At 69.8% G+C, this 21,582-nt stretch carries 20 protein-coding genes; 18 read left to right on the forward strand and 2 right to left on the reverse strand.

Features of this window, described 5'->3' with window-relative positions; translation table 11 throughout:
• Positions 1 to 10: 10 nt before the first annotated feature.
• From HF024_RS08305 to HF024_RS08335, 7 genes are all read left to right on the forward strand, one after another.
• Positions 11 to 760 carry a lysophospholipid acyltransferase family protein gene (locus tag HF024_RS08305; protein ID WP_247597368.1) on the forward strand — a complete coding sequence of 250 codons (750 nt, stop codon included), beginning with the start codon at positions 11 to 13 and terminating at the stop codon, positions 758 to 760.
• Entirely contained in the window at positions 750 to 1,892 is a 1,143-nt protein-coding gene (locus HF024_RS08310; RefSeq protein WP_168689256.1) for an NAD(P)H-dependent glycerol-3-phosphate dehydrogenase, read from the forward strand. Before HF024_RS08305 ends, HF024_RS08310 begins: the two co-directional genes overlap by 11 nt.
• Positions 1,795 to 2,889 (forward strand): D-alanine--D-alanine ligase family protein, encoded by a 1,095-nt coding sequence (locus HF024_RS08315; RefSeq protein WP_085370345.1) that lies wholly within the window; start codon positions 1,795 to 1,797, stop codon positions 2,887 to 2,889. Before HF024_RS08310 ends, HF024_RS08315 begins: the two co-directional genes overlap by 98 nt.
• 294 nt (positions 2,890 to 3,183) lie before the next feature.
• A complete protein-coding gene (locus HF024_RS08320) occupies positions 3,184 to 4,122 on the forward strand; it encodes a lysophospholipid acyltransferase family protein (protein WP_168689257.1) in 939 nt (312 codons plus the stop codon).
• The gene (locus HF024_RS08325; RefSeq protein WP_168689258.1) at positions 4,119 to 4,898 is read left to right on the forward strand and encodes an ABC transporter ATP-binding protein; all 780 of its coding nucleotides are present in this window, start codon (positions 4,119 to 4,121) and stop codon (positions 4,896 to 4,898) included. Before HF024_RS08320 ends, HF024_RS08325 begins: the two co-directional genes overlap by 4 nt.
• A 31-nt stretch (positions 4,899 to 4,929) precedes the next feature.
• Complete coding sequence (locus HF024_RS08330; protein ID WP_168689259.1) at positions 4,930 to 7,320, forward strand: FtsX-like permease family protein; 2,391 nt, start codon at positions 4,930 to 4,932, stop codon at positions 7,318 to 7,320.
• A 107-nt stretch (positions 7,321 to 7,427) separates the two neighbouring features.
• Entirely contained in the window at positions 7,428 to 8,507 is a 1,080-nt protein-coding gene (locus HF024_RS08335; protein ID WP_168689260.1) for a ThiF family adenylyltransferase, read from the forward strand.
• Here the strand turns inward: HF024_RS08335 and HF024_RS08340 are convergent.
• Entirely contained in the window at positions 8,461 to 8,997 is a 537-nt protein-coding gene (locus tag HF024_RS08340; protein ID WP_168689261.1) for a DUF3515 family protein, read from the reverse strand. The genes HF024_RS08335 and HF024_RS08340 overlap by 47 nt on opposite strands.
• A 24-nt stretch (positions 8,998 to 9,021) precedes the next feature.
• Between HF024_RS08340 and thiL the strand changes: the two genes are divergently transcribed.
• On the forward strand, positions 9,022 to 10,023 hold the full coding sequence (gene thiL / locus HF024_RS08345; protein ID WP_085370354.1) for a thiamine-phosphate kinase: 1,002 nt from the start codon (positions 9,022 to 9,024) through the stop codon (positions 10,021 to 10,023).
• 42 nt (positions 10,024 to 10,065) lie between these two features.
• Here thiL and rsmD read toward each other — a convergent pair whose 3' ends face one another.
• The gene (gene rsmD, locus HF024_RS08350; protein ID WP_085370356.1) at positions 10,066 to 10,632 is read right to left on the reverse strand and encodes a 16S rRNA (guanine(966)-N(2))-methyltransferase RsmD; all 567 of its coding nucleotides are present in this window, start codon (positions 10,630 to 10,632) and stop codon (positions 10,066 to 10,068) included.
• A gap of 49 nt (positions 10,633 to 10,681) precedes the next feature.
• Between rsmD and HF024_RS08355 the strand changes: the two genes are divergently transcribed.
• From HF024_RS08355 to mutM, 10 genes are all read left to right on the forward strand, one after another.
• On the forward strand, positions 10,682 to 11,422 hold the full coding sequence (locus HF024_RS08355) for a hypothetical protein (protein ID WP_179150835.1): 741 nt from the start codon (positions 10,682 to 10,684) through the stop codon (positions 11,420 to 11,422).
• Positions 11,419 to 13,626, forward strand: coding sequence for an ATP-dependent DNA helicase RecG (locus HF024_RS08360; RefSeq protein ID WP_168689262.1), 2,208 nt, complete (start codon positions 11,419 to 11,421; stop codon positions 13,624 to 13,626). Before HF024_RS08355 ends, HF024_RS08360 begins: the two co-directional genes overlap by 4 nt.
• A 115-nt stretch (positions 13,627 to 13,741) precedes the next feature.
• Positions 13,742 to 14,224, forward strand: coding sequence for a pantetheine-phosphate adenylyltransferase (gene coaD / locus HF024_RS08365; protein WP_085370359.1), 483 nt, complete (start codon positions 13,742 to 13,744; stop codon positions 14,222 to 14,224).
• Between the two features lie 68 nt (positions 14,225 to 14,292).
• Positions 14,293 to 15,327 (forward strand): MoxR family ATPase, encoded by a 1,035-nt coding sequence (locus HF024_RS08370; RefSeq protein WP_247597418.1) that lies wholly within the window; start codon positions 14,293 to 14,295, stop codon positions 15,325 to 15,327.
• Between the two features lie 3 nt (positions 15,328 to 15,330).
• The gene (locus HF024_RS08375; RefSeq protein WP_168689263.1) at positions 15,331 to 16,644 is read left to right on the forward strand and encodes a DUF58 domain-containing protein; all 1,314 of its coding nucleotides are present in this window, start codon (positions 15,331 to 15,333) and stop codon (positions 16,642 to 16,644) included.
• Positions 16,637 to 18,904, forward strand: a complete 2,268-nt coding sequence (locus HF024_RS08380; protein WP_247597369.1) for a DUF3488 and transglutaminase-like domain-containing protein — start codon at positions 16,637 to 16,639, stop codon at positions 18,902 to 18,904. The genes HF024_RS08375 and HF024_RS08380 overlap by 8 nt, the downstream gene beginning before the upstream one ends.
• Before the next feature lie 77 nt (positions 18,905 to 18,981).
• A complete protein-coding gene (locus tag HF024_RS08385; protein WP_085370377.1) occupies positions 18,982 to 19,476 on the forward strand; it encodes a DUF177 domain-containing protein in 495 nt (164 codons plus the stop codon).
• Positions 19,477 to 19,478: 2 nt separating this feature from the next.
• Positions 19,479 to 19,682, forward strand: coding sequence for a 50S ribosomal protein L32 (gene rpmF, locus HF024_RS08390; RefSeq protein ID WP_055893012.1), 204 nt, complete (start codon positions 19,479 to 19,481; stop codon positions 19,680 to 19,682).
• 27 nt (positions 19,683 to 19,709) lie between these two features.
• Positions 19,710 to 20,423, forward strand: coding sequence for a ribonuclease III (gene rnc, locus HF024_RS08395; RefSeq protein ID WP_085370365.1), 714 nt, complete (start codon positions 19,710 to 19,712; stop codon positions 20,421 to 20,423).
• Positions 20,401 to 21,321, forward strand: a complete 921-nt coding sequence (mutM, locus tag HF024_RS08400) for a bifunctional DNA-formamidopyrimidine glycosylase/DNA-(apurinic or apyrimidinic site) lyase (RefSeq protein WP_168689264.1) — start codon at positions 20,401 to 20,403, stop codon at positions 21,319 to 21,321. Before rnc ends, mutM begins: the two co-directional genes overlap by 23 nt.
• Positions 21,322 to 21,582: the final 261 nt, after the last annotated feature.

The raw sequence follows: 21,582 nt of genomic DNA on the forward strand, positions 1-21,582 counted from the left end.
GAGCACACCCGTGAAGCTCCCGCGCAAGGAGACGAGCAGGCCCTCGATCTTCTGGGTGCTCGCGGGGATCGTCATCCCGATCATGAGCATCGCGGTGCGGTTCCGCATCCAGGACGGCGACAAGCTGCCGCGCCGCGGTGCGTACGTCGTCGCGCCGAACCACTACAGCGAGATCGACCCGGTGATGGTCGGGATGGTCTCCTGGAAGCTCGGCAGGATGCCGCGGTTCCTCGCCAAGGGGAGCCTGTTCCGCATCCCGGTGGTCGGCTGGTTCCTGCGCAAGTCCGGTCAGGTGCCGGTCGAGCGCGCCGGGTCGACCCGCGGCTCAGCGCCGCTCACGGCGGCCAAGGAGATCGTGCGGGACGGCCGCATCGTCATCATCTACCCGGAGGGCTCGCTCACCCGCGATCCCGACCTGTGGCCGATGCGCGGCAAGACGGGCGCTGCGCGGATGGCGCTCGAGAACGACCTGCCGGTGATCCCCGTCGCGCACTGGGGGACCCAGCACGTGATGGCGCGCTACGGCAAGAAGATCAGCTTCTTCCCGCGCAAGACCATCGAGGTCAAGATCGGCGACCCCGTCGACCTGTCCGCTTTCCGAGGCCGCAACCTCGACGCGGCGACGCTGAACGAAGCGACCGCCGTCATCATGGACGCCATCACTGCGCTGCTGGAAGACCTCCGCGGCGAGAAGGCGCCTGCAGTCCGGTGGAACCCCGCCGAGCACGACCAGAAGGAGACCGGCCGTTTTGAAGGCTAGCGCTGGCAGACGCCCCGTCGTCGCCCCCCGCAGGATCGCCGTCCTCGGCGCAGGCAGCTGGGGGACGACGTTCGCGAAGATCCTCGCGGACGGCGGCTCCGACGTGACCCTCTGGGCGCGCCGTCCGGAGTTGGCGCGCGAGATCAACGAGGTGAAGCGCAACAGCGACTACCTCGAGGGCATCAACCTTCCGCGCAACCTCAAGGCCACGTCCAAGCTGTCCGATGCGATGCGGGATGCGGAACTCGTCTTCGTCTCCATCCCGAGCCAGACCCTGCGCTCCAACCTGGAGGCCATCGCGCCGTACCTCGGCCCGTCGACCATCGTCGTCAGCCTGATGAAGGGCGTCGAGAAGGGCACAGGCCTCCGGATGAGCGAGGTGATCGCCCAGGGGCTGCCGATCGAGCAGGAGCGCATCGCCGTGGCCTCCGGTCCCAACCTCGCGCTCGAGATCGCGCGCGAGCAGCCGACGGCCGCTGTCGTGTCGTCGGTGAGCCTCGAGACGGCGCAGGCGGTGGCGATGGCCGCCACCAACCGCTACTTCCGCAGCTTCGTGAACACCGACGTGATCGGCACCGAGTTCGGCGGCGTGCTCAAGAACCTGATCGCCGTCGCCATCGGCATCGTCGACGGTGTCGGCTACGGCGAGAACACCAAGGCGTCGATCATCACCCGCGGGCTGGTGGAGATGACGGACTTCGCCGTGGCATATGGCGCAGAGGCCGTCACGCTGTCCGGCCTCGCCGGTCTCGGCGACCTCATCGCCACCTGCGAGTCGTCGCTCAGCCGCAACAACACCGCCGGCCGCCTGCTCGGCCAGGGCTACAGCTTCAACGACGTCGTGAAGCAGATGAACCAGACCGCCGAAGGTCTGGCGTCCGTCGCCCCCATCCTGACGCTGGCGGAGGCCCGCGGCGTGGACATGCCCATCGTGCGCCAGGTGAGCCAGGTGCTTGCCGGTACGCTCGATCCGAAAGACATCGCGCCGCATCTCACCACCGATTCGGACGAACCCCAGGGTGAAAGGACAACGGATGACGGACCGAATCGCGGTCGTGCTTCTCTTCGGGGGGCGTTCAAGCGAGCATTCGATCAGCTGCGCAACGGCGGCGGGAGTGCTCGGCGCGATTGACCGCGACCGCTACGAGGTCATCCCCGTCGGCATCACCCGCGACGGTGCGTTCACCCTGCAGCCGGACGACGCGGCGCTGTTCGCGCTGAACGCGGAGAAGCTGCCGGCCGTCGAGGACAACGGAACGCGCATCCACTGGCCGGAGAGCGCCGTCACGCGCGAGCTGACGGTGACGGAAGGCGGCCAGACGCGCTCGCTCGGCGACATCGACCTGGTGTTCCCGATCCTGCACGGCCCGTGGGGAGAGGACGGCACCATCCAGGGGATGCTGGAGCTCGTCGACCTGCCGTACGTCGGCAGCGGCGTGCTGGCCAGCTCGCTCGGGATGGACAAGCACTTCACGAAGACCGTGCTGCAGCAGGCGGGCATCCCCGTGGCGCCGTGGCGCACGGTCTCCGCGTACGAGTGGCGCACCGACAAGGATGCGGTGCGCAGGACGGCGGAGGAGCTGGGGCTCCCCGCGTTCGTGAAGCCGGCGCGCGCCGGTTCGAGCGTCGGCGTCAGCAAGGTCTCCGACTGGTCGCAGCTCGACGCGGCGATCGAGACGGCGCTGGCCGAGGACGACCGGGTGCTCATCGAGTCCGGCCTGGTCGGCCGCGAGGTGGAGATCGCGGTGCTGGGCGGACGCCCCGGACAGGCGACCCGCGCCTCCGTCGCCGGCGAGATCGTGGTCACCGGCCGCGACTTCTACGACTTCGAGGCCAAATACCTGGATGCGCCCGGCATCGACCTGGTCTGCCCGGCCGACCTGACCGCCGACGAGCTCGCCACCATGCAGGCGCTCGGGGCGAAGGCGTTCGACGCCATCGGGGGAGAGGGCCTCGCCCGCGTCGACTTCTTCCTCACCGCAGACGGTTTCGTCATCAACGAGATCAACACCATGCCCGGCTTCACGCCGATCTCGATGTTCCCGCGCTGCTGGCAGGAGTCCGGCCTCGCATACCCGGCGCTGATCACCGAGCTGATCGACGTCGCGCTGGCGCGCGCCGCAGCCTGAGCGACTCGCGCGCAACATAAATACCTGTATGTAATGTCAGACTAAGAAATGCATTGATTGACATTGCAGACCTAACCTCGGAACACTGAATCAACGCCCAGTCGTGGGCATCGATTCAGTGAGGAGGTGATTCCCGTGGAGAAGGTCAAGGACATCGACCTGCAGGCCGGAGCGACGCTCGCCTGTGGCAGCCAGTGCATGTGCAGCTGACTCGTCTGAGTGCGGCGGTGATCGCCGCCGCACTCACGCCGTCCGCTCTCTGACAATCGGCGTCGATGAAGGGATCCCGCCAGCATGGCCATGCCGCTTTTCAACATCTTCGAGCTTCCGGACCATCCGGCTCTCTTCGCTTCGCTGAAGGCAGCCGGACCCGAACGGGCGTGGGCGTTGATGTCCGAGCTCTCGGACTACGCCCAGGCTTCCTACCTGGAGGACGTCCCTCCTGCGGAACACCCGGACGCCATCTACGAGCGCACGGTGGCGTTCATGGATCAGGCGCCGGCTCTCGACGGCCTCGACAAGGCGGAACAGGCGCGGCGTTTCTCCGTCTACGGGCCGCGGCTGCAATTCGACTCGACGTTCCTCTGTCTCTGGCTGAATGAGCCGGACGCCCTCTTCGATCGGGTCGTGACGGTTACGGGCCTGGACAATCTCCGCCGTGCCCAGAGCCTTGGTCACGGTGTGCTGGCGCTTCCACTTCACGTCGGGCCGTCCTACCCGATCGGTCCGTTGATGGCGCACCACATGCCGGTCAGCCTCGTGTTCAACCGGATGAACTTCGACGCGCTCCACCGGTTCGCATTCCCCTCACTCGACATCGACGCGCATCAGCTGGGATCCGAGTCCACCTTCCGGCGAGCCCTGGGCGTTCTCCGGTCCGGTCGGGCCTTCTCCCTCTTCCCAGAGCTGGACCCTCGCGGGGTGGACAAACACCATCGGCGGGTGCCTTTCCTCGGAACAACGGTGAACGCTCCGCTCGGACCCGTTCTCATCAGCCGCGCAGCGGGGGCGCCCATGGTGCCCATCACTCTGCGCTCCTCCGCCGACGGGCACTACCAACTCGAGTATCACGGGCCGATTCCCGCACCCCGGACGAGCACGGACGACGCGAGCGCGCTCGCCAGGCTGTGGACGGTCATCGAGTCGACGCTGCTCGATGGCGAATTCGGCGAGTGGGAGATGTGGTACGAGTTCGATCGGATGCAGCCGGAACGTCCGGCGGTGGCGTCGTGATCGCAGGTGCGCAGGAGATTCTCGCCGTGCGGGGGCTCACCCGGGTGTATACGGACTCCGGCGGAAACGAGATCGCGGCGCTCCGCGGAGTGGACCTCACGGTCCATGAACGCGAACTCGTAGCCATCGTCGGCCCGTCCGGGTCGGGCAAGTCCACGCTTCTCCAGCTCATCGGCGGCCTCGACACTGCGACGAGCGGAACGATCTCGTTCGCTGGACGTGACGTGACGGCGCAGACCGAACGGCAGAGGACGGTGTTCCGCCGCGACCATGTCGGCTTCGTGTTCCAGTCGTTCCACCTCGTCCCCACCATGACCGTCGTTGAGAACGTGGCGCTCACGGCGATCGTCGCGAACGCGAAGCGGGCGGAGTGGTTCCCGCGCGCGCTCGATGTGCTCGCGGAACTCGATCTCGTCGACCACGCCAAGCGCATGCCGAACCTGCTCTCCGGAGGGCAGCGTCAGCGGGTCGCGTTCGGCCGGGCGATCTTCGGACGACCGGACGTCCTCCTCGCCGACGAGCCGACAGGAAACCTCGACACGAAGAACAGCGACATCATCCTGAATCTCCTGCGTACCGGACTCGATGCCTCCGAGGTCCGCTGCGGCGTCCTGGTGACCCACGACCTGCGGGCGGCGGGGTTCGCCGATCGTGTCATCGCGCTCAGAGACGGCGTCATCGTCGACGAGCTGAGCCATGACAGGGCCACTGCCGGCCGTTCCGACGTCGAGCGGGGTGAACATGTTCGCTCGTGGCTTGCGTCAGCTCTTCGCTGAGGGGCGCCGGTACGCAGTCGCAGCGTCGGCGTTGACGGCAGGCGTTGCGCTGCTCTTCGGCACCCTCCTCACCTCCTTGTCCGTCGGAGCGACCCTCTCGGCGGGCGTCGACGCGCTCGGCGGAATCGGGCAAGCCGGAATCGTGTCGAGCACCCCGGGGGCGGCCGTCCCTGAAGAGGACGCCGCCGCCGTCGCGGAGCTGCCAGGAGTCGGGCTGGCTGTCACCACGCTCAGCCGGGGGTCGTCCGTCGAGGGCGCGAGGGGGTCGCGCAGCGATCTGACAGTCACGGGATATTCGACCGATCTCAACGAGGCGATCAGCCGGCTCGCCTCGCAGGGCAGGCTCCCACGGGAGGGAAGCGAAGAAGTACTGCTCCCGTCGGATATTGCGGAGCGCCTCGGCGTCACGGTCGGAGACGACATCGCGCTCGCGGCCACGACGGGACGGCGCGTCCTGGAGGTGGTCGGGATCGCCGACCCCCGAAGCCTCGGAGTGCTCGCCTACGAGAACATCTTCGTCAGCCTGCCGACGGCCCAGGATATCTTCGACCTCCCGGCGCAGGTCACGAGAGTGGACCTCACGTTCTCTGGCTCTGCCGACGACTGGAAAGCGACGAACGCGGCGAAGCTCCCGCCCGGGCTGGTGCTCCAGGACACCTCGGCCGTCACGTCTGCTTTCGGACCCCTCCTGTCGACGATCACGCTGGTCCTCGTGCTGGCGTCCGCCGTGACGATGGGCGTTGCCGCGATCCTGATCGCCGTCGCGCTCGGAGCAGCCATCCGGGCGCGGGACAGTACATACGCGGTCATGCGCACCGTCGGCGCTTCGGGCGGGTGGCTTGGGCGACGCGTGCTTGCTGAGGCGACCATGCTCAGCGTGGTGTGCTCCATTGTCGGAATCGGTGCGGGGTTCGGAGTGAGCGCGGTGCTCAACCTGCTCCTGACCTCCAGCAACGGCTTGCCGATTCCACCGATGGAGGTGCGTCCCTGGCAGGTCGCGATCGCGTTCGCGACAGGACTCGTTGCCGGTCTGGCCGGGGCGTGCAGGTCGATCGTGTCGGTGGTGCGCCGCCCGCCGATCTCCACGATCACGCAGGATCGTGGGCGCCGCATGACCGGCTGGAGTCGATTCCTTGTCGTGGTCGCGGTGCTGGCACCGACGGTGGCGACGCTGTTCGTCGATCACGACGCGCTCACCATCGCCTCGCTCGTGGGCCTGATCGCCGCATCCATGCTCCTGGCGCCGGTCGCTCTACGTCTGCTGGCCAGGATGCCCGGGCTGCCGACCTGGTCGGCGCGCGCGTCCGCGCGACGCCTGCAACAGACGAACCCATTGGGCATGATCTCGGCGATGACCGCCTCCATCGCGTGTCTCGGCCTCGCGCTTGTGATCGGGGTCTCGGCAATCAGCACGGCGATGTCTGTGCAGATCTCCCGCCAGTTCGGGGCCGACGTGCAGGTCACGTCGACGGTACCCCTGGATGCGCAGGCGACGGAGAGGATCGCGGGCGTCAGCGGCGTGCGAATCGTCTCCGGCACCATCGCCGACCGGGCGACCTTCTCCGGCCCGGACGGCGAGACCGCGGCGGTCAGCGTGCTCGGAGTGGATCCGGCCACCTATTTCCAGACGGCGCAGCTCCCGTGGAACGCCGGAGACGACCACACCACGCCGGCCGCCCTGGAGAAGTCGGGCGGGATCGTCCTGCCTGCTGCGCTGGCGGCATCCAGCGGTGCCGGCGTCGGTTCCGAAGTCACACTGACGCGAGGAACGGCGTCCAAACGCCTGGCTGTCGTCGGGACGTTCGATTCGCTGGTCACGGGGACGCAGGTGGTCGTTCCGCTCCCGATCGCCCGAGCACTGGGGATGTCAGGTCAGACGGGCTGGAACGCCTCGGTCGCCGAGGGTGCCCATCCCGTGGAGGTACGGGACGCGGTCGCGGACGAGCTCGGCGACGTCCCTGGGCTCACGGTCATCACGGCGGCCGCGATGCGGGAGCGGGCGACCAGCGAACTCGGTGCGTATTCGGCGTCCGCCTTCGCGGTTGTCCTCATCGCCTTCGGCCTCGGGTCCATCGGAATCGCCGGTGTCATGGCCTTCTCCGTCTATCAGAGGCAGGCCGAGTTCGGCGCCCTTCGCGCTGTCGGGGCGACACGGCGCGGGGTCGCCGGGCTCGTGCTGTGGGACGCGATCGGTGTGTCGCTCGCCTCTCTTGCCGTCGGTCTCTGCCTCGGTCAGCTCGCAGGTGCGCTCTTGACCAAGGTCATCGCGGGTTCTCTCGGGGTGAGTCTTGCCCCGGCGTTCGAGCCGGGCGCCTGGCTGGCGATCGCGGTGGTCACCGTCGTCTTCCTCGTGACGGCCTCGATCGGCCCGGCCAGAAGGGCGAGTGCGGTCGACCCCGTTGTCGCTCTGGCCGCGCAGTAGGTCGTCGACAGATGCAGGAGGTTGTCATGGATGAATCGCACAGTCACCCTCGGCTCCGGAGCAGCGTCCTCGCCTTCCGTCGTGACCAGACGGTTCAGTTCATCTCAGTGAGCGATCTGCGCGTCAAGGAGTTCCAGGCAACGGATGCGGTCATCGCGCTGATCCCGCTGATCGACGGCACGCGTTCCATCGCCGAGCTTCGGACAGCCGTCGCGGAATTCCCCGACAGCGCGAACGCGGTCGATGCATGTCTCGACGTGCTGAGAGACGAGCGACTCCTCGGCCGTGGTGAGCGGTGGGCGGGCGATGCCCGCCACTCCCGCCAGGGACTGCTTTTCGAGGAGATGATCGCGACCTTCCCGCAGCTCCCCGCATCGCCGCGAGCCCTGCAGGACAGACTCGGCGATGCGAGGGTGGTCATCGTCGGTATCGGTGGTGTCGGATCGTGGGTGCTCCAGTCGTTGGCGATGGCCGGGGTCGGTCGGCTCGACATCGTGGACCCCGATGTCGTCGAGCTGTCGAACCTCAACCGACAGCCGCTGTATTCGACCGTGCAGGTCGGTACAGCGAAGATCGACGCCGCGCGCGATCGCCTCGGCGACATCACCGACGGCATCGTGGTGTCTGGGCACCGGCGGTCGGTCGAGTCGACGTCCGATCTCGCCGACCTCGTCGATGGCGCCGACCTCGTCATCAGCTGCGGAGACGAGCCCGATCCGTTCGCACTGTCCGACATCGTCGCCGAGTGCGCGCAGGTGTCCGGCATCCCTCACATCGTCGGCGGAGCGTACGGCGGAAACCTCGGTTCTCCGGGCGTGACGGTCGTGCCGGGCAAGACAGTCTGCTGGAGCTGTATCCGGGACGCGACACGAGACGACCACCGTCGGCTCTCGATGACGACGCTCAAGGGGAGGAGCGACGCCGGCGGGAGCATCGCGCCGGTGTCCGGTCTGGTGGGGAACCTGACGGCCTGGGAGGCGTTGCGGGTGCTGCTCGGCCTCCCGCTCGGTCTCGCCGACCACGTCCGGGAACTGGACATCATGAGTCTGGACTGGCGCATTCGCCGCGTCGAGCCCGCCGTCGATTGTGCGAGGCGCATCCACGCCGACGGGCAGACTGCGCTCACCCGAGAGCCGTCGTCTAGCGCGTCGGAGTCGGCGTCGGGGTCGGTGTCGGCGCCGGGGTGAGCGACGTGTCGAGCGTCGACAGGCACTTGCTGGTCTGCTTGATGGTCTGGATGGCGCTCGCGAACTCGGGGAGCACCGACGCGTCCGAGACGCCGGCGACGTGGTCGATGACGACCTCCGTGGCCGGGGTGCGGCCGAACGTCTGGTAGACGATCGTCTTCGCATCCGGTTCGGTCATCAGCACCCAGTCGACGCCGTTCACCGAGACGCACGGCTTGGTGGTCGGGCCGATCGGCGGCACGCCGCAGCGCAGCAGCACGGCGGTCGGGTCGCCCCAGGCGCCGGTGGCCTGCGCGTCGGTCTGACGCTCCGCCTTGCCGCCGACGCTGTCCGGCAGGCGGACGCTGACCTCCGCGCATCCGGGATCGTTGGCGTCGGCCGCCGGCTGGAGCGAGACGATCGGCGCGCACCCGGCGAGGGCGATGCCTGCGCCGAGGACGATGGTGAGGAGGGCTGCTGTGCGACGCTGGGCGCGGTGACGGGTGGACATCCGTTTCAGGCTACCGTTTGATGCATGACGATGTCTGGGAGCGGAACCGCGGGAGCGACCATCGGCGAGGTGTCCGAGGTGGAGACTCTGAAGCGGATCTTCCCCCGGCTGCCGGAGTCCGCGGCCACCATCGTCGGGCCCGGCGACGACGCCGCCGTGATCGCGGCTCCGGACGGCCGGTACGTGGTGACGACGGACATGATGGTGCACGGCCCGGACTTCCGGCTGGCCTGGTCGACGCCGTACGACCTCGGCTGGAAGGCCGCGGCGACCAACCTCTCCGACGTAGCGGCGATGGGGGCCGTGCCCACCGCGATGGTCGTCGCCATCGCCGCGCCGTCCGCAACGCCCGTCCACGACCTGGAACGCGTCGCCGACGGGTTCCGCGACGCCTGCGCTTCCCTCGCCCCCGGATGCGGCGTGGTCGGCGGGGATCTCTCCGCCTCGGACACGTTCACCATCGCCGTGACCGCGTTCGGCGACCTGGAGGGCCGGGACCCCGTGCTGCGCAGCGGAGCGCGCGCCGGCGACGTGCTGGCGGTGTCCGGAGCGCTCGGGCGTGCAGGGACCGGGCTGCGCCTCTTGTTCGAGCGGGCGGTCGACGAGACGGGGGAGCCGGACAGGGCGCGCTTCGATGAGGTGCTGCGCGAGCATCCGGATGCGGTGGCCGCCCAGCTGCGTCCGGAGCCGCCGATCCAGGATGGGCCGCTCGCCGCCGTCGCGGGCGCCACCGCCATGCTCGACCTGAGCGACGGGCTGGCGCTCGACGCCCGCAGAGTCGCACTGGCGAGCGGCGTGGCGCTCGACATCGACCCTGCAGCGCTCGGCGGCGATGTGCAGGCCGCGCTCACCGGGGGAGAGGACCACGGGCTCCTCGCGACGTTCCCGGCCGGGACGGAGCTGCCGGGCGGTTTCCGCGCGATCGGCACGGTGCGGGAGGGCGACGGCCTGCTGGTGGGCGGCCGGCCGTTCGACGCGCGCGGCGGCTGGGACCCGTACGAGGGCTGGGACGGCAACGCGGGCTGAGCGGCGCGAGATCGAGGTCGGTCACGACCGGCGTCTGTAGCGTCAGTCGCGTTCGAGCCAGTACAGCGCCGTGTCGCCGTAGTCCTTGCGGCGCTCGATCACGAGGCCGTCCGGCATGGTCGGCTCCGGCGTGCGGGTGCTGCGCTCGACGCACACCGTGGCGTGCGGGGCGAGGCGCGGCACGAGAGCGGTGAGCACGGCGAGCAGCTCGGCGTCGTCCACCTCGTATGGAGGGTCGATGAACACGAGGTCGTAGGTCGAGCCGGCCCCGGCGAGGTAGCTCTGCACGGCCGCGCCGCGCACCTCGATGACGGGGACCGCATAACGCGGCGCGGCTTTCGCGACCGACTGCGCGTTCCTGCGGCAGACCTGGGCGGCGTCCGCGTTCCTCTCCACCAGCGTGACGTGCGTCGCGCCTCTGCTCGCGGCCTCCAGGCCGAGCGCGCCCGATCCGGCGTACAGGTCGAGCACCCGGGCGCCGTGCACGGCGTCGCGCGCGTCGAGCGCGGAGAAGATCGCCTCGCGCACCCTGTCGCTCGTCGGGCGGGTTCCGCTCTTCGGCACCTGCAGGCTGAGCGAGCCGGCGAATCCGGCGACGATACGTGTCATGGCAATTCGAGCCTAGCGTCAGCGACGGCAGGGCGGCCAAGATGGAGGGATGGTAGATCGCCTGGAACAGGCAGAACTCGACGCCATCTGGAACTTCGACGACCCTGTCGCCTCTGCCGACCGGTTCGCCGCAGCGGCGGCAGAGCCCGACCGGCCCGAACTGGTCAGGGCAGAGCTCGAGACCCAGCGCGCCCGCGCGCTCGGGCTGCTGCGCCGCTTCGACGAGGCGGACGCCCTGCTCGACCTGCTGATCCCCGCCACGGACACGCTCGCCGTGCGCGTGCTGCTCGAACGCGGACGGCTCCGCAACTCCGCGGGACGAACCGCGGAGGCCACCGCGCTGTTCGAGGAGGCCCTCAGTGCTGCCCGGCGCCAGGGAGAGACCTTCCTCGCCGTCGATGCGGCCCACATGCTCGCCATCTCCGATCCGGAGCGCTCGGAGCACTGGACCGCGGAGGGACTCTCCGACCTCGCATCCAGCCACGACCCGCGCACACTGCGCTGGGCGGTCGCCCTGCACAACAACCGCGGCTGGCGGCTGTTCGAGGAGGGCACCCCGGTGTCGGCGCTCGCCGAGTTCGAGGCGGCGGAGGAGGCGGCAGAGCGCTACGGCACGCCGGAGCAGCGCTTCGCGGCGGCGTGGACCGTCGCACGCTGCCTGCGTGAGCTCGGGCGCATCCAGGAGGCCAGGCGCATCCAGCAGCGGCTCGCCGCCGAGCAGCCGGAGGACGAGGCCGTCGCGGCCGAACTGGCGGCACTGACGGACGCGGCGCATACGATCGAACCATGAGTTCCGTTTCCGCACCGGCCGTCGATGGTGCGATCAGTCTCGACTCCCGGCTGAGCGGGGTCCTCGGCGGGCGCACGTCTTCCGCGTTCGAGAAGGCGTTCGGGATGCGCACCGTCTCCGACCTGCTGAGCCACTATCCGCGCCGCTACGCCAAGCGCGGCGAGCTGACGGCGCTGGCGAACCTGCCACTGGACGAGAACGTGACCATCGTGGCCGAGGTCATCCGGGTGCAGGAGCGCCCGATGCGCGCCCGCCGCGGCTCCATCCTCGAGGTGAAGATCACCGACGGAGAGGGCATCCTGACCCTCACCTTCTTCAACCAGGCGTGGCGGGCGAAAGAGCTCGTCCCCGGTGTCCGCGGCATCTTCGCCGGCAAGGTGTCCGACTACCGCGGCGCCCTGCAGCTGGCGCATCCGGACTACGAACTGTTCGAGCCGGATGCGGAGAACGCCGTCGTCCCCGGCAGCGCCGCCGCGAAGAACTGGGCGCAGACCCCCATCCCGATCTACCCGGCGACCGGCACGGTTGCCAGCTGGCAGGTGCAGAAGGCCGTCGCGCTCGCCCTGGATGCGCTGACCGACGTTCCGGACCCGGTGCCGCAGCGGATCGTGGCCGAGCGCGGCCTGCTCGCCCTGCGGACCGCGTACGAGTACATGCACCGTCCGGAGAAGGACGCGCAGTGGCAGCGGGCGCGCGACACGCTGCGGTTCCACGAGGCGTTCGTGCTGCAGGCCGCCCTGCTGCAGCAGCGCGCGGCCTCCCGGGCGATCGCCGCGACCCCGCGCACGGCGAAGACGGGCGGCTTCCTCGACAGGCTGGATGCCGTGCTCCCGTTCGAGCTCACCGCCGACCAGGCAACGGTCGGGGCAGAGATCGCGCGCGACCTGGCGGACACCGCCCCGATGCACCGGCTGGTGCAGGGCGAGGTCGGCTCCGGCAAGACCCTGGTGGCGCTGCGGGCGATGCTCGCCGTCGCGGACTCCGGCGGCCAGGCCGCGCTGCTCGCGCCGACCGAGGTGCTCGCCGGACAGCATCTGCGCTCGATCGTGAAGATGCTCGGGCCGGACCTCTCCGCCGACCTGATGCCGACCCTGCTCACCGGGCAGCTGTCCACCGCCGAGCGCAAGAAGGCGCTGCTGCGCACGGTGTCCGGCCAGGCCCGCATCGTGGTCGGCACGCACGCGCTGCTCGGCGACGCCGTGACGTTCTTCGACCTGGGGCTCGTGGTGGTGGACGAGCAGCACCGGTTCGGCGTGGAGCAGCGCGAGGCGCTGCGGGCGAAGGGCGGCACCCCTCCGCACGTCCTCGTGCTCACGGCGACGCCCATCCCGCGCACGGTCGCGATGACGGTGTTCGGCGACCTGGACGTGTCGACCATCGCCCAGCTGCCCGCCGGCCGCCAGGGCATCGAGAGCTTCGTGGTGCCGCTGGCCGACCGGCCGGGCTGGGAGCGGCGCATCTGGGAGCGCGCGGCGGAGGAGATCGCGAAGGGCAGACAGGTCTTCGTGGTCTGCCCGGCGATCACCGGCAAAGACAGGGAGGACGACGGGGAAGAGGCGGAGCAGGACGAGGACGGCGCCCCCGTACGCCCGATCGCCAACGTCGAATCCGTCACGGCGCGGGTGCGCGCCGACCCGCTGTTCCGGGATGCGCGCATCGGGATGCTGCACGGCAAGCTCAGCAGCGACGCCAAGGACGAGATCATGCGCGCGTTCGCCGCAGGCGACCTCGACCTGATCGTCGCCACCACCGTGATCGAGGTCGGGGTGGATGTTCCGAACGCGTCGGCGATGGTCATCCTCGACGCGGACAGGTTCGGCGTCTCGCAGCTGCACCAGCTGCGCGGCCGCGTCGGCCGCGGCGGGGTGCCAGGGCTCTGTCTGATGGTCACCTCCGCCGAGCAGGAGACGCTCGCCAGGGAGCGGGTCGAGGCGGTGGCCGCGACGCTCGACGGCTTCGAGCTGGCGAACATCGACCTGGAGCTGCGCCGCGAGGGCGACGTGCTCGGCAGCAGGCAGTCCGGCGGCCGGTCGTCGCTGCGGCTGCTGCGCGTGGTCTCCGACGGGGAACTGATCGCGGAGGCGAGGACGGCCGCGCAGGAGACGCTGGACGACGACGGAGGGCTCTCCGCGCATCCCGCATTGGCCGCCGCGCTCGCACGGCGACTGGACGAGAGCGAACGGGCCTTCCTCGGTAAATCCTGACCGCTCGGCACATCCTGACCGCTCGGTGACCCCTGGAAGGGGGCGGCGCCACGGCCATATTTTGGTAACGGATTCACAACGAAATGCCGGGTACAGCGGGATAGTCTGAAGGTCTATGAACAGGATCGCCGTTGTCCCTGGATCGTTCGACCCGGTCACCCTCGGGCATCTCGACGTCATCGAACGTGCCGCAGGCCTGTTCGACGAGGTCCACGTGCTCGTCGTGCACAACCCGGACAAGAGCGCCCTCCTGCCCATCGCTCAGCGGGTCGCCCTGATCGAGCGCTCGATCGCGGACGCCGGGATCCCCGGGAACATCGTCGTCGCATCCTGGAGTGTCGGCCTGCTGGTCGACTACTGCACCGATGTCGGGGCGCACGTGCTCGTCAAGGGCATCCGGTCGCAGGTGGACGTGGCGTACGAGACCCCGATGGCCATCGTCAACCGCCACCTCGCAGCGGTCGAGACCGTGTTCATCCTGCCCAATCCAGCCAACGCCCACGTCTCCAGCTCCCTCGTGCGCCAGGTCTCCGCGCTCGGGGGCGACGTGAGTCCATACGTCCCCACCGCCGTCTACGAGTATTTGCAGGAGACATGAACAGTTACGCGACGCGCCAGCCGACCGAATCGTCGGTCGCCCCCGATGAGACGGACCACGCCACCGGGATGGACCTCGATGAGCTGAGGCGCGCCGCGGCCCAGATCACCGCCAACGTCGAGTCGGTCATCGACGGCAAGCACGACGCCGTCCAGACCGCGCTCACCGTGCTGCTCGCCGAAGGGCATCTGCTGATCGAGGATGTGCCGGGCGTCGGGAAGACGATGCTCGCGAAGTCGCTGGCGAAGTCGGTCGACTGTACGGTGAGCCGCATCCAGTTCACGCCGGACCTGCTGCCGAGCGATGTCACCGGCGTGTCCGTCTACAACCAGGCGGAGCGGCGGTTCGAGTTCAAGCCGGGAGCGGTGTTCGCGAACATCGTCATCGGCGACGAGATCAACCGCGCGAGCCCCAAGACCCAGTCCGCACTGCTCGAGTGCATGGAGGAGCGGCAGGTCACGGTCGACGGCTCCACCTATCCGCTGAGCGCGCCGTTCATCGTCGTCGCCACGCAGAACCCGGTCGAGATGGAGGGCACGTACGCGCTCCCGGAGGCGCAGCGCGACCGGTTCATGGCGCGCATCGCGATGGGATACCCGGACGACGCCTCCGAGCTCGCCATGCTCACCACCAGGGACACCTCCAGCCCGCTCTCCCGGATCGGGCCGGTCGTCACCTCGGACGAGCTGCGGGCCATGATGACCACCGCCCGCAGCGTGTTCGCCTCCACGCCGGTCAAGCAGTACGCGGTCGACATCGTGCGCGCCACCAGGGAGGACAGGGATCTGCGACTCGGCGGCAGCCCCAGGGCCACGCTGCAGCTGGTGCGGGCGGCGAAGGCGATGGCGGCGCTCGACGGCCGCGACTTCGTGCTCCCCGACGACATCGACACGCTCGCCGTCCCCGTGCTCGGGCATCGGCTGCTGCCGACCAGCCGCGCGCTCGGCCACCACCACGAGAGCGCGCCGGTGATCGCGGACATCGTCCGCAGGATCGTCGCGGCGACCCCCGTGCCCGTCGGCTCCGGCGCGATCGGGGCAGCGGGGGGTTCGGGCCGTCCGGACGGTGCGAACCGCCCGACCAGGGCAGGGCAGGCGGGCTGAGCCATGCCGCGGCGCGCCCGAACGTCGTCGCCGGTCAGAAAACCCCGGCCGACCGTACGCGGCTGGGCGCTGTTCGCCGTGGGAGTCGTCGCGCTCGTCGCCTCGGTCGCGCTCGGGCGCACCGACGTGCTGTTCGTCGGCGTGTTCCTCACCGTCCTGCCGCTGGCGGCGATGATCTCGGTGACCGTCGACCGCCCGAGACTCACCGTCACCCGCAGCTTCCACCCGGACATCGTGGCGGCGGGGGAGACCGCGACCGTCGTGACGACGGCCCGCAACGAGTCTCCCCGGCCGAGCCCGGCCGCGAACTGGCGCGAGTCCGCCCCTCCGGCGGTCGGGGTGCAAGGCCAGGCCCCGTTCCCGCGGCTCGGCGCCCACCAGCAGAACGTGAGCCACGGCAGGGACACCATCGTGCTGCGGCAGGAGGTGCGCGCGAAGCACCGGGGATCGCATCCGGTCGGCCCGCTCATCGTCAGCCGTACAGACCCGTTCGGGCTGGCGTACGCCGAGTACGCCCTCGGGCAGCCGAAACAGTTCGTGGTCACCCCGCGGGTGACGGCCCTGCCGGGCGGCGACCTGGATGTGGCACGCAGCGAGGGCACGGAGCACGAGCTGTTGCGCCACAGCATCCCGAGCGCCGACGAGCTGATCGCACGTGAGTACCGGCCGGGCGACCCGCTGCGCCGCGTGCACTGGCGGGCCACGGCACGCCACGACAAGCTCATGGTGCGGCAGGAGGAGCGCCGCAGCAATCCGGAGGCGTGGCTGATCGCGGACACCCGGGACGTCACCGCACCGGATGCGGAGTTCGAGACCCTGGTGGAGCTGGTCGCCTCGATCGGCGTCCACCTCCTCGACGAGGGCTTCGTCGTCAGCGTCGTCGAGACGGGGCCGCGCCAGCTCTCCGGCAGGAGCGGGGCGGGCAGGACCGGCACGCTGGGAGCAGCGACGCCGACCTACGACGTCGGCAGCGCCGACCGGCTGCTGCTCGCCGACCTCGCCGGCATCGAACCGAGCGACGTGCCCCGCGACGACGCGGTCGCCGAACTCGCGGCGGGGCTCCGCCGCTCCGGCCGCGCCGTCCCGGTGTTCGCCGTGCTCATCGGCGGCTCCCTCAACGAGCTCGGGGCGCTGGCCGCCGTCCGCTCGATGTGCGACCCGGCCGTCGCGTTCATCGGGGCGTCCGCGCCGCAGGAGGTCGAGGACGTCCTGGCGGACGCCGGATGGCTCTGCGTGCCGTTCTCGGGAGGGGACGACCCGGCCGACAGCTGGCAGCGCGCCCTCGGGCGGCGCAGGGCGGCGGTGAACCGTGGCTAGCGAGCAGGCGTTCGCCGGCGCCGTGCCGATGGTGCGGGAGCGACGGCAGGGGTACTGGCGGCTGACGACGGCGCTGCTCATCCAGGTGGTCGCCGTCAGCTTCGCGCTGGTCGGCCTCATCCAGGGCGCGGGCTGGTGGTTCGCTCTGGTGTTCTCGGCCGCCCTGCTCCTCGTCACCGGAGCGGCGCTGCGCACGGCCGGCGTGCACCGACGCATCGTTCCGCTCCTGCTGCTGGCCGAGGCGGCGGTGGTGATGACCGTGGCCTTCGGCAGGGGAACCGGCCTGCTCGGCATCCTCCCGACGCCGCGCACCTTCGCGGCGTGGGGCGACTTCATCGACCAGGCCATGCTGTCGATCTACCAGCAGGGCACCCCGGCGGAGAGCCTGCCGGAGTTCATGTTCCTGGTGGTCGGCGGCGGATGCGTCCTCGCCATCCTGCTCGACACCCTCGCCATCGCGTTCCGGGTGCCCGCGTTCACCGCGCTCGGGGTGGGCATCGTGCTCGTGGTGCCCGGCGCGCTGCTCGGCGACGGGCTCGACCCGTTCGCGCTCGCGGCGTCCGCCGCCGCGTTCCTCTGGCTGCTGCGCTGCGACGTGCGCACTAGGCGGCCGGGGACGCCGCGGCCGACGGCCTCCCTCTCGATCTCGGCGGCCGCGGTGGTGGTCGCGCTCATCCTGGGCGGCACGGCTCCGGGCTTCGACAGGGGCGGCGCGACCTCGTTCACGGCGGGCGGCATCTCGATCGGCGGCACGGTGACGCCGCTGATCGACCTCGGCAAGGATCTGCGCAGACCGGCGGCGGTGCGAGCCCTCACGTACACGACGACGGCGTCGTCCGGGCAGTACCTCAAGCTGGCGTCGCTCGACCAGTTCACCGGGTCGGTCTGGAAGCACAGGGAGCGCGACACCAAACGGCTGCCGAGCGGCAACACGATCGGGCCGGTGTTCGGGCTCTCCGACACGGTCGCGACCACCAAGATCACCACGAAGGTCGAGATCGACAACATGCAGAGCCGCTGGCTGCCCGTGCCGTATCCGGTGCAGGGCGTCTCCGGGCTGAGCGGCACCTGGTCGTGGGATCCGGACGACCTCACCGTGGGAGCGATCAACACCACGACGCAGGGCCAGAAGTACACGGCGACCAGCCTCGTGCTGCAGCCGACGGCCGACCAGCTGCAGGCGGCGGGAGGATTCGTGCCGGCCTCGGTCGAGCGCGACCTGTTCCTCCCTCCCGACCTGCCGTCGATCATCGCCAGCACCGCCATCTCCGCGACCAAGGGCGCGGTGTCCGAGTACGACAAGGCGGTCGCGCTGCAGGACTACTTCCGCGACAACGGCTTCACGTACTCGACGCAGACCCCGCTCAAGCAGGGCTTCGACGGAGACGGCGGGCGGGTGATCGCCAAGTTCCTGCAGGTCAAGAGCGGATACTGCGTGCACTTCGCCTCGGCGATGGCGCTGATGTCCAGGGCGCTCGGCATCCCGTCGAGGGTCGCGGAGGGCTACCTGCCCGGCGCGACCAGTGGAGGAACGGCCAACAACCCTGGTCAGTACACCGTGACCAGCGACGACCTGCACGCCTGGCCGGAGCTGTACTTCGCCGGTGTCGGTTGGGTGGCCTTCGAGCCGACCGTCGGCCGCGGCACCATCCCGAGCTACACCCGGCCGGACAGTACGCCGACCGCCGTCGTTCCCGGTTCCACCTCGACGTCGACGGCCGGCTCCAAGGCGATCGTGCCGACCGACCCGGCGAACCTTGGCAGCCCGACAGGCGCGACGGCGCCGTCCACACTGCAGCCGGTGATCTCGGGCGTCGGCGTCGCACTCCTCATCGTGGCGCTGCTGCTCACCCCGGCCGTGCTGCGCAGGGTGAGACGCAGGAACAGGCTGAGGAGGCTGACCGACCAGTGGGGAGGCGCATCCACCGCCTGGGACGAGCTGCGAGACACCGCGAGGGACCTGGGCTGGATCGTCCCGGCCACCGAGACCCCGCGCGCTTTCGCCGTGCGGGTGGCGTCCGCCGTGGCGGGAACGCCGGGGGAGGACGCTGTGCGCAGGCTGCTGGCCGTCAGGGAACGGGATGCGTACGGGCCGCCCACCCGGGCGACCGCCGTGGGCCTCGGCGACGATCTGACGCGCGTTCTTGCCGCCCTGGAGGCGCAGGCCGGGGCTGCCCTCCGGCTCAAGGCGGCGCTCATTCCTGTGTCTCTCATCCCAGCCGCGTGGTCTCCGGCCCCTAACCAGGGAAGACCCGCGTAAAATAGTCGCTCGTGACCAAGTTCAGAACCACGCCGTACACCGTCAATGTGTACGACATCATCCACCGCCCAGGCGAGATGCGCGAGCAGCGCATCCAGCTGCCGGTCGCGGAGAAGATGGGCGAAGGGCTGGTGAGCGTCCCCGAGGGCTCGACCATCGACCTCGACCTCCGGCTCGAGTCGATGCACGAGGGCATTCTGGTGACCGCGGAGGCCGAATCGACGGCCGTCGGGGTCTGCGGACGCTGCCTCATCGACATCGAGCAGCCTGTCAAAGTCGATATCCAGGAACTTTTCGCGTATTCTTCTGACGAAGCTTTTGATTTTGAGGTTCACGACGACCACGTGGATCTTGAACCTCTGATCAGGGACGCGGTAGTGCTGTCACTGCCGTTTCAGCCGGTGTGCCGGCCAGACTGCCCAGGACTCGACCCCGAGTCCGGGGAGCGGCTGGCGGATGTGCCGGACCGCGAAGCCACAGCGATTGTCGATCCTCGATGGTCTGCGCTCGCGGCCTTCCAGGCTTCCGACACCACTGAATCCACCAGCAGCAGTAACAGAGAAGAGAGATAACCATGGCTGTTCCGAAGCGGAAGAAGTCACGCGCCAACACGCACGCCCGTCGTTCGCAGTGGAAGGCCGAGGTCCCCACGCTCGTCAAGACCGTCGAGGGCGGCAAGGTCACGTACAGCCTGCCGCACCGCGCCAAGGTCGTCGAGGACTCCGCAGGCACCGCCCTGTTCATGGAGTACAAGGGCCGCAAGGTCGCCGACGTCTGATCGTCGTATGACGGACGGAGTCGTGCGATGACCGAGGATTCGGTCGCGCGTACAGAACTCATCGAGAAGCTCGGAGTCGATATCGGCCCCGAGCTTCTCGAGCTTGCGCTGACGCACCGCTCGTACGCGTACGAGCACGGCGGCATCCCGAACAACGAGCGTCTCGAGTTCCTCGGGGACTCGATCCTCGGGCAGGCCGTGACGGTCAAGCTGTTCGTGGAGAACCCGCAGCTCGACGAGGGCGACCTCGCGAAGCGGCGCGCCAGCCTCGTCAGCTCCGTCGCCCTCGCAGAGGTGGCGCGCAGCATCGGTCTCGGCGAGTACCTGCTGCTCGGCCGCGGCGAGAACCAGAGCGGCGGCCGCGAGAAGGCCTCCATCCTGGCCGACACGGTCGAGGCGATCATCGGCGCCGCATACCTGCACGCGGGTGGCGAGGCGGCGACGGCACTCGTGCTGCGCCTGATCGAGCCGCTGCTCGACGACCCCGCCCGCTTCGGCGCGGCGATGGACCCCAAGACCAGCCTGCAGGAGGCGGCAGCCCACCGCGGAGCCGGCATCCCGGTCTACACGGTGACCAACAGCGGGCCGGACCACTCCAAGACCTTCCACGCCACGGTCGCCGTCGGCAGCCTCGTCACGGCGAGCGGCGACGGCACGAGCAAGAAGCAGGCCGAGATGGCCGCGGCGCTCAGCGCCTGGACCACCCTCACGCAGCGACGTGCCAGAGCTTCCCGAGGTTGAGGTCGTCCGGGCGGGCCTGGCGCCCGCCGTCACCGGAGCGACCATCCTCGGCGTCGAAGTCTTCGAGCCGCGGTCTCTGAAACGCCACGACCCGGTCGCCGGTGCGTTCGACGCGCTGCTCACCGGCCGGGTGATGGAGACCCCGGCGCGGCGCGGCAAGTTCTTGTGGATCCCGCTCGCTGCGGCCTCGGCTTCTGAGTCTCGCTCGGCGATCGTCGCGCACCTGGGCATGAGCGGGCAGATCCTCCTGCGGGAGCCTGGCGCCGTCGAGAACGGGCTGCTGCGCATCCGGATGCACATCGAGCAGCCCGGGTACGGCGAGCTGTGGGTGCACTTCGTCGATCAGCGCATCTTCGGCTCGATGGCGGTGGATGCGCTCGTCCCCACCGCAGACGGCGCGCCAGGCGGCCTGGGCACGGACGAGCCGCTCGTGCCGTCGCAGGTCGCCCACATCGCCCGCGACCCGCTCGACCCCGCCTTCTCGGATGCGGCGTTCGCCGCCGCCCTGTCCCGGAAGAATACCGGCATCAAGCGCGCGCTGCTCGACCAGACCCTGATCAGCGGCATCGGCAACATCTACGCGGACGAGGCCCTCTGGGCGGCGAAGCTGCACTACGCGCAGCCGGCGTCGTCGCTCTCGCGGGCGCGCATCCGGGGCCTGTTGGCGGAGGTGCGCCTGGTGCTGCAGAAGGCGCTGGCGGAGGGCGGCACCAGCTTCGACGCCCAGTACGTCAACGTCAACGGCGCCTCCGGCTACTTCTCGCACAGCCTCAACGCGTACGGCCAGCAGGGCAAGCCGTGCCCGCGCTGCGGCACGCCGATCGTGCGCGAGCAGTTCATGAACCGCTCCTCCCACTTCTGCCCCCGCTGCCAGCGCCTGCGCCCCGCGCGCCCCTGACCCGCTCGCCCCCTCGCCACATCCCGCTGCCTCCCACCCCACCCCACCCGCACGCCACAGCCTCATCCCCATCAGGATCCGGTCAAGCGGAGATAACGGCCAGCACCTCCCGAATCTCCGCTCCAACGGAGAAACCGGCGGCGTGTCGGCCGGGATCTCCGCTCAAGCGCAAAACCGGAGGATCTGTGCGACACGCCGCCGGAGACTCCGTTGGAGCGGAGAAATCGGGCGGGAGAAGCGAGAACTCCGTTCGGACGGAGT

The organism is Leifsonia sp. PS1209 (assembly GCF_012317045.1).
Taxonomy (GTDB): Bacteria; Actinomycetota; Actinomycetes; order Actinomycetales; family Microbacteriaceae; genus Leifsonia.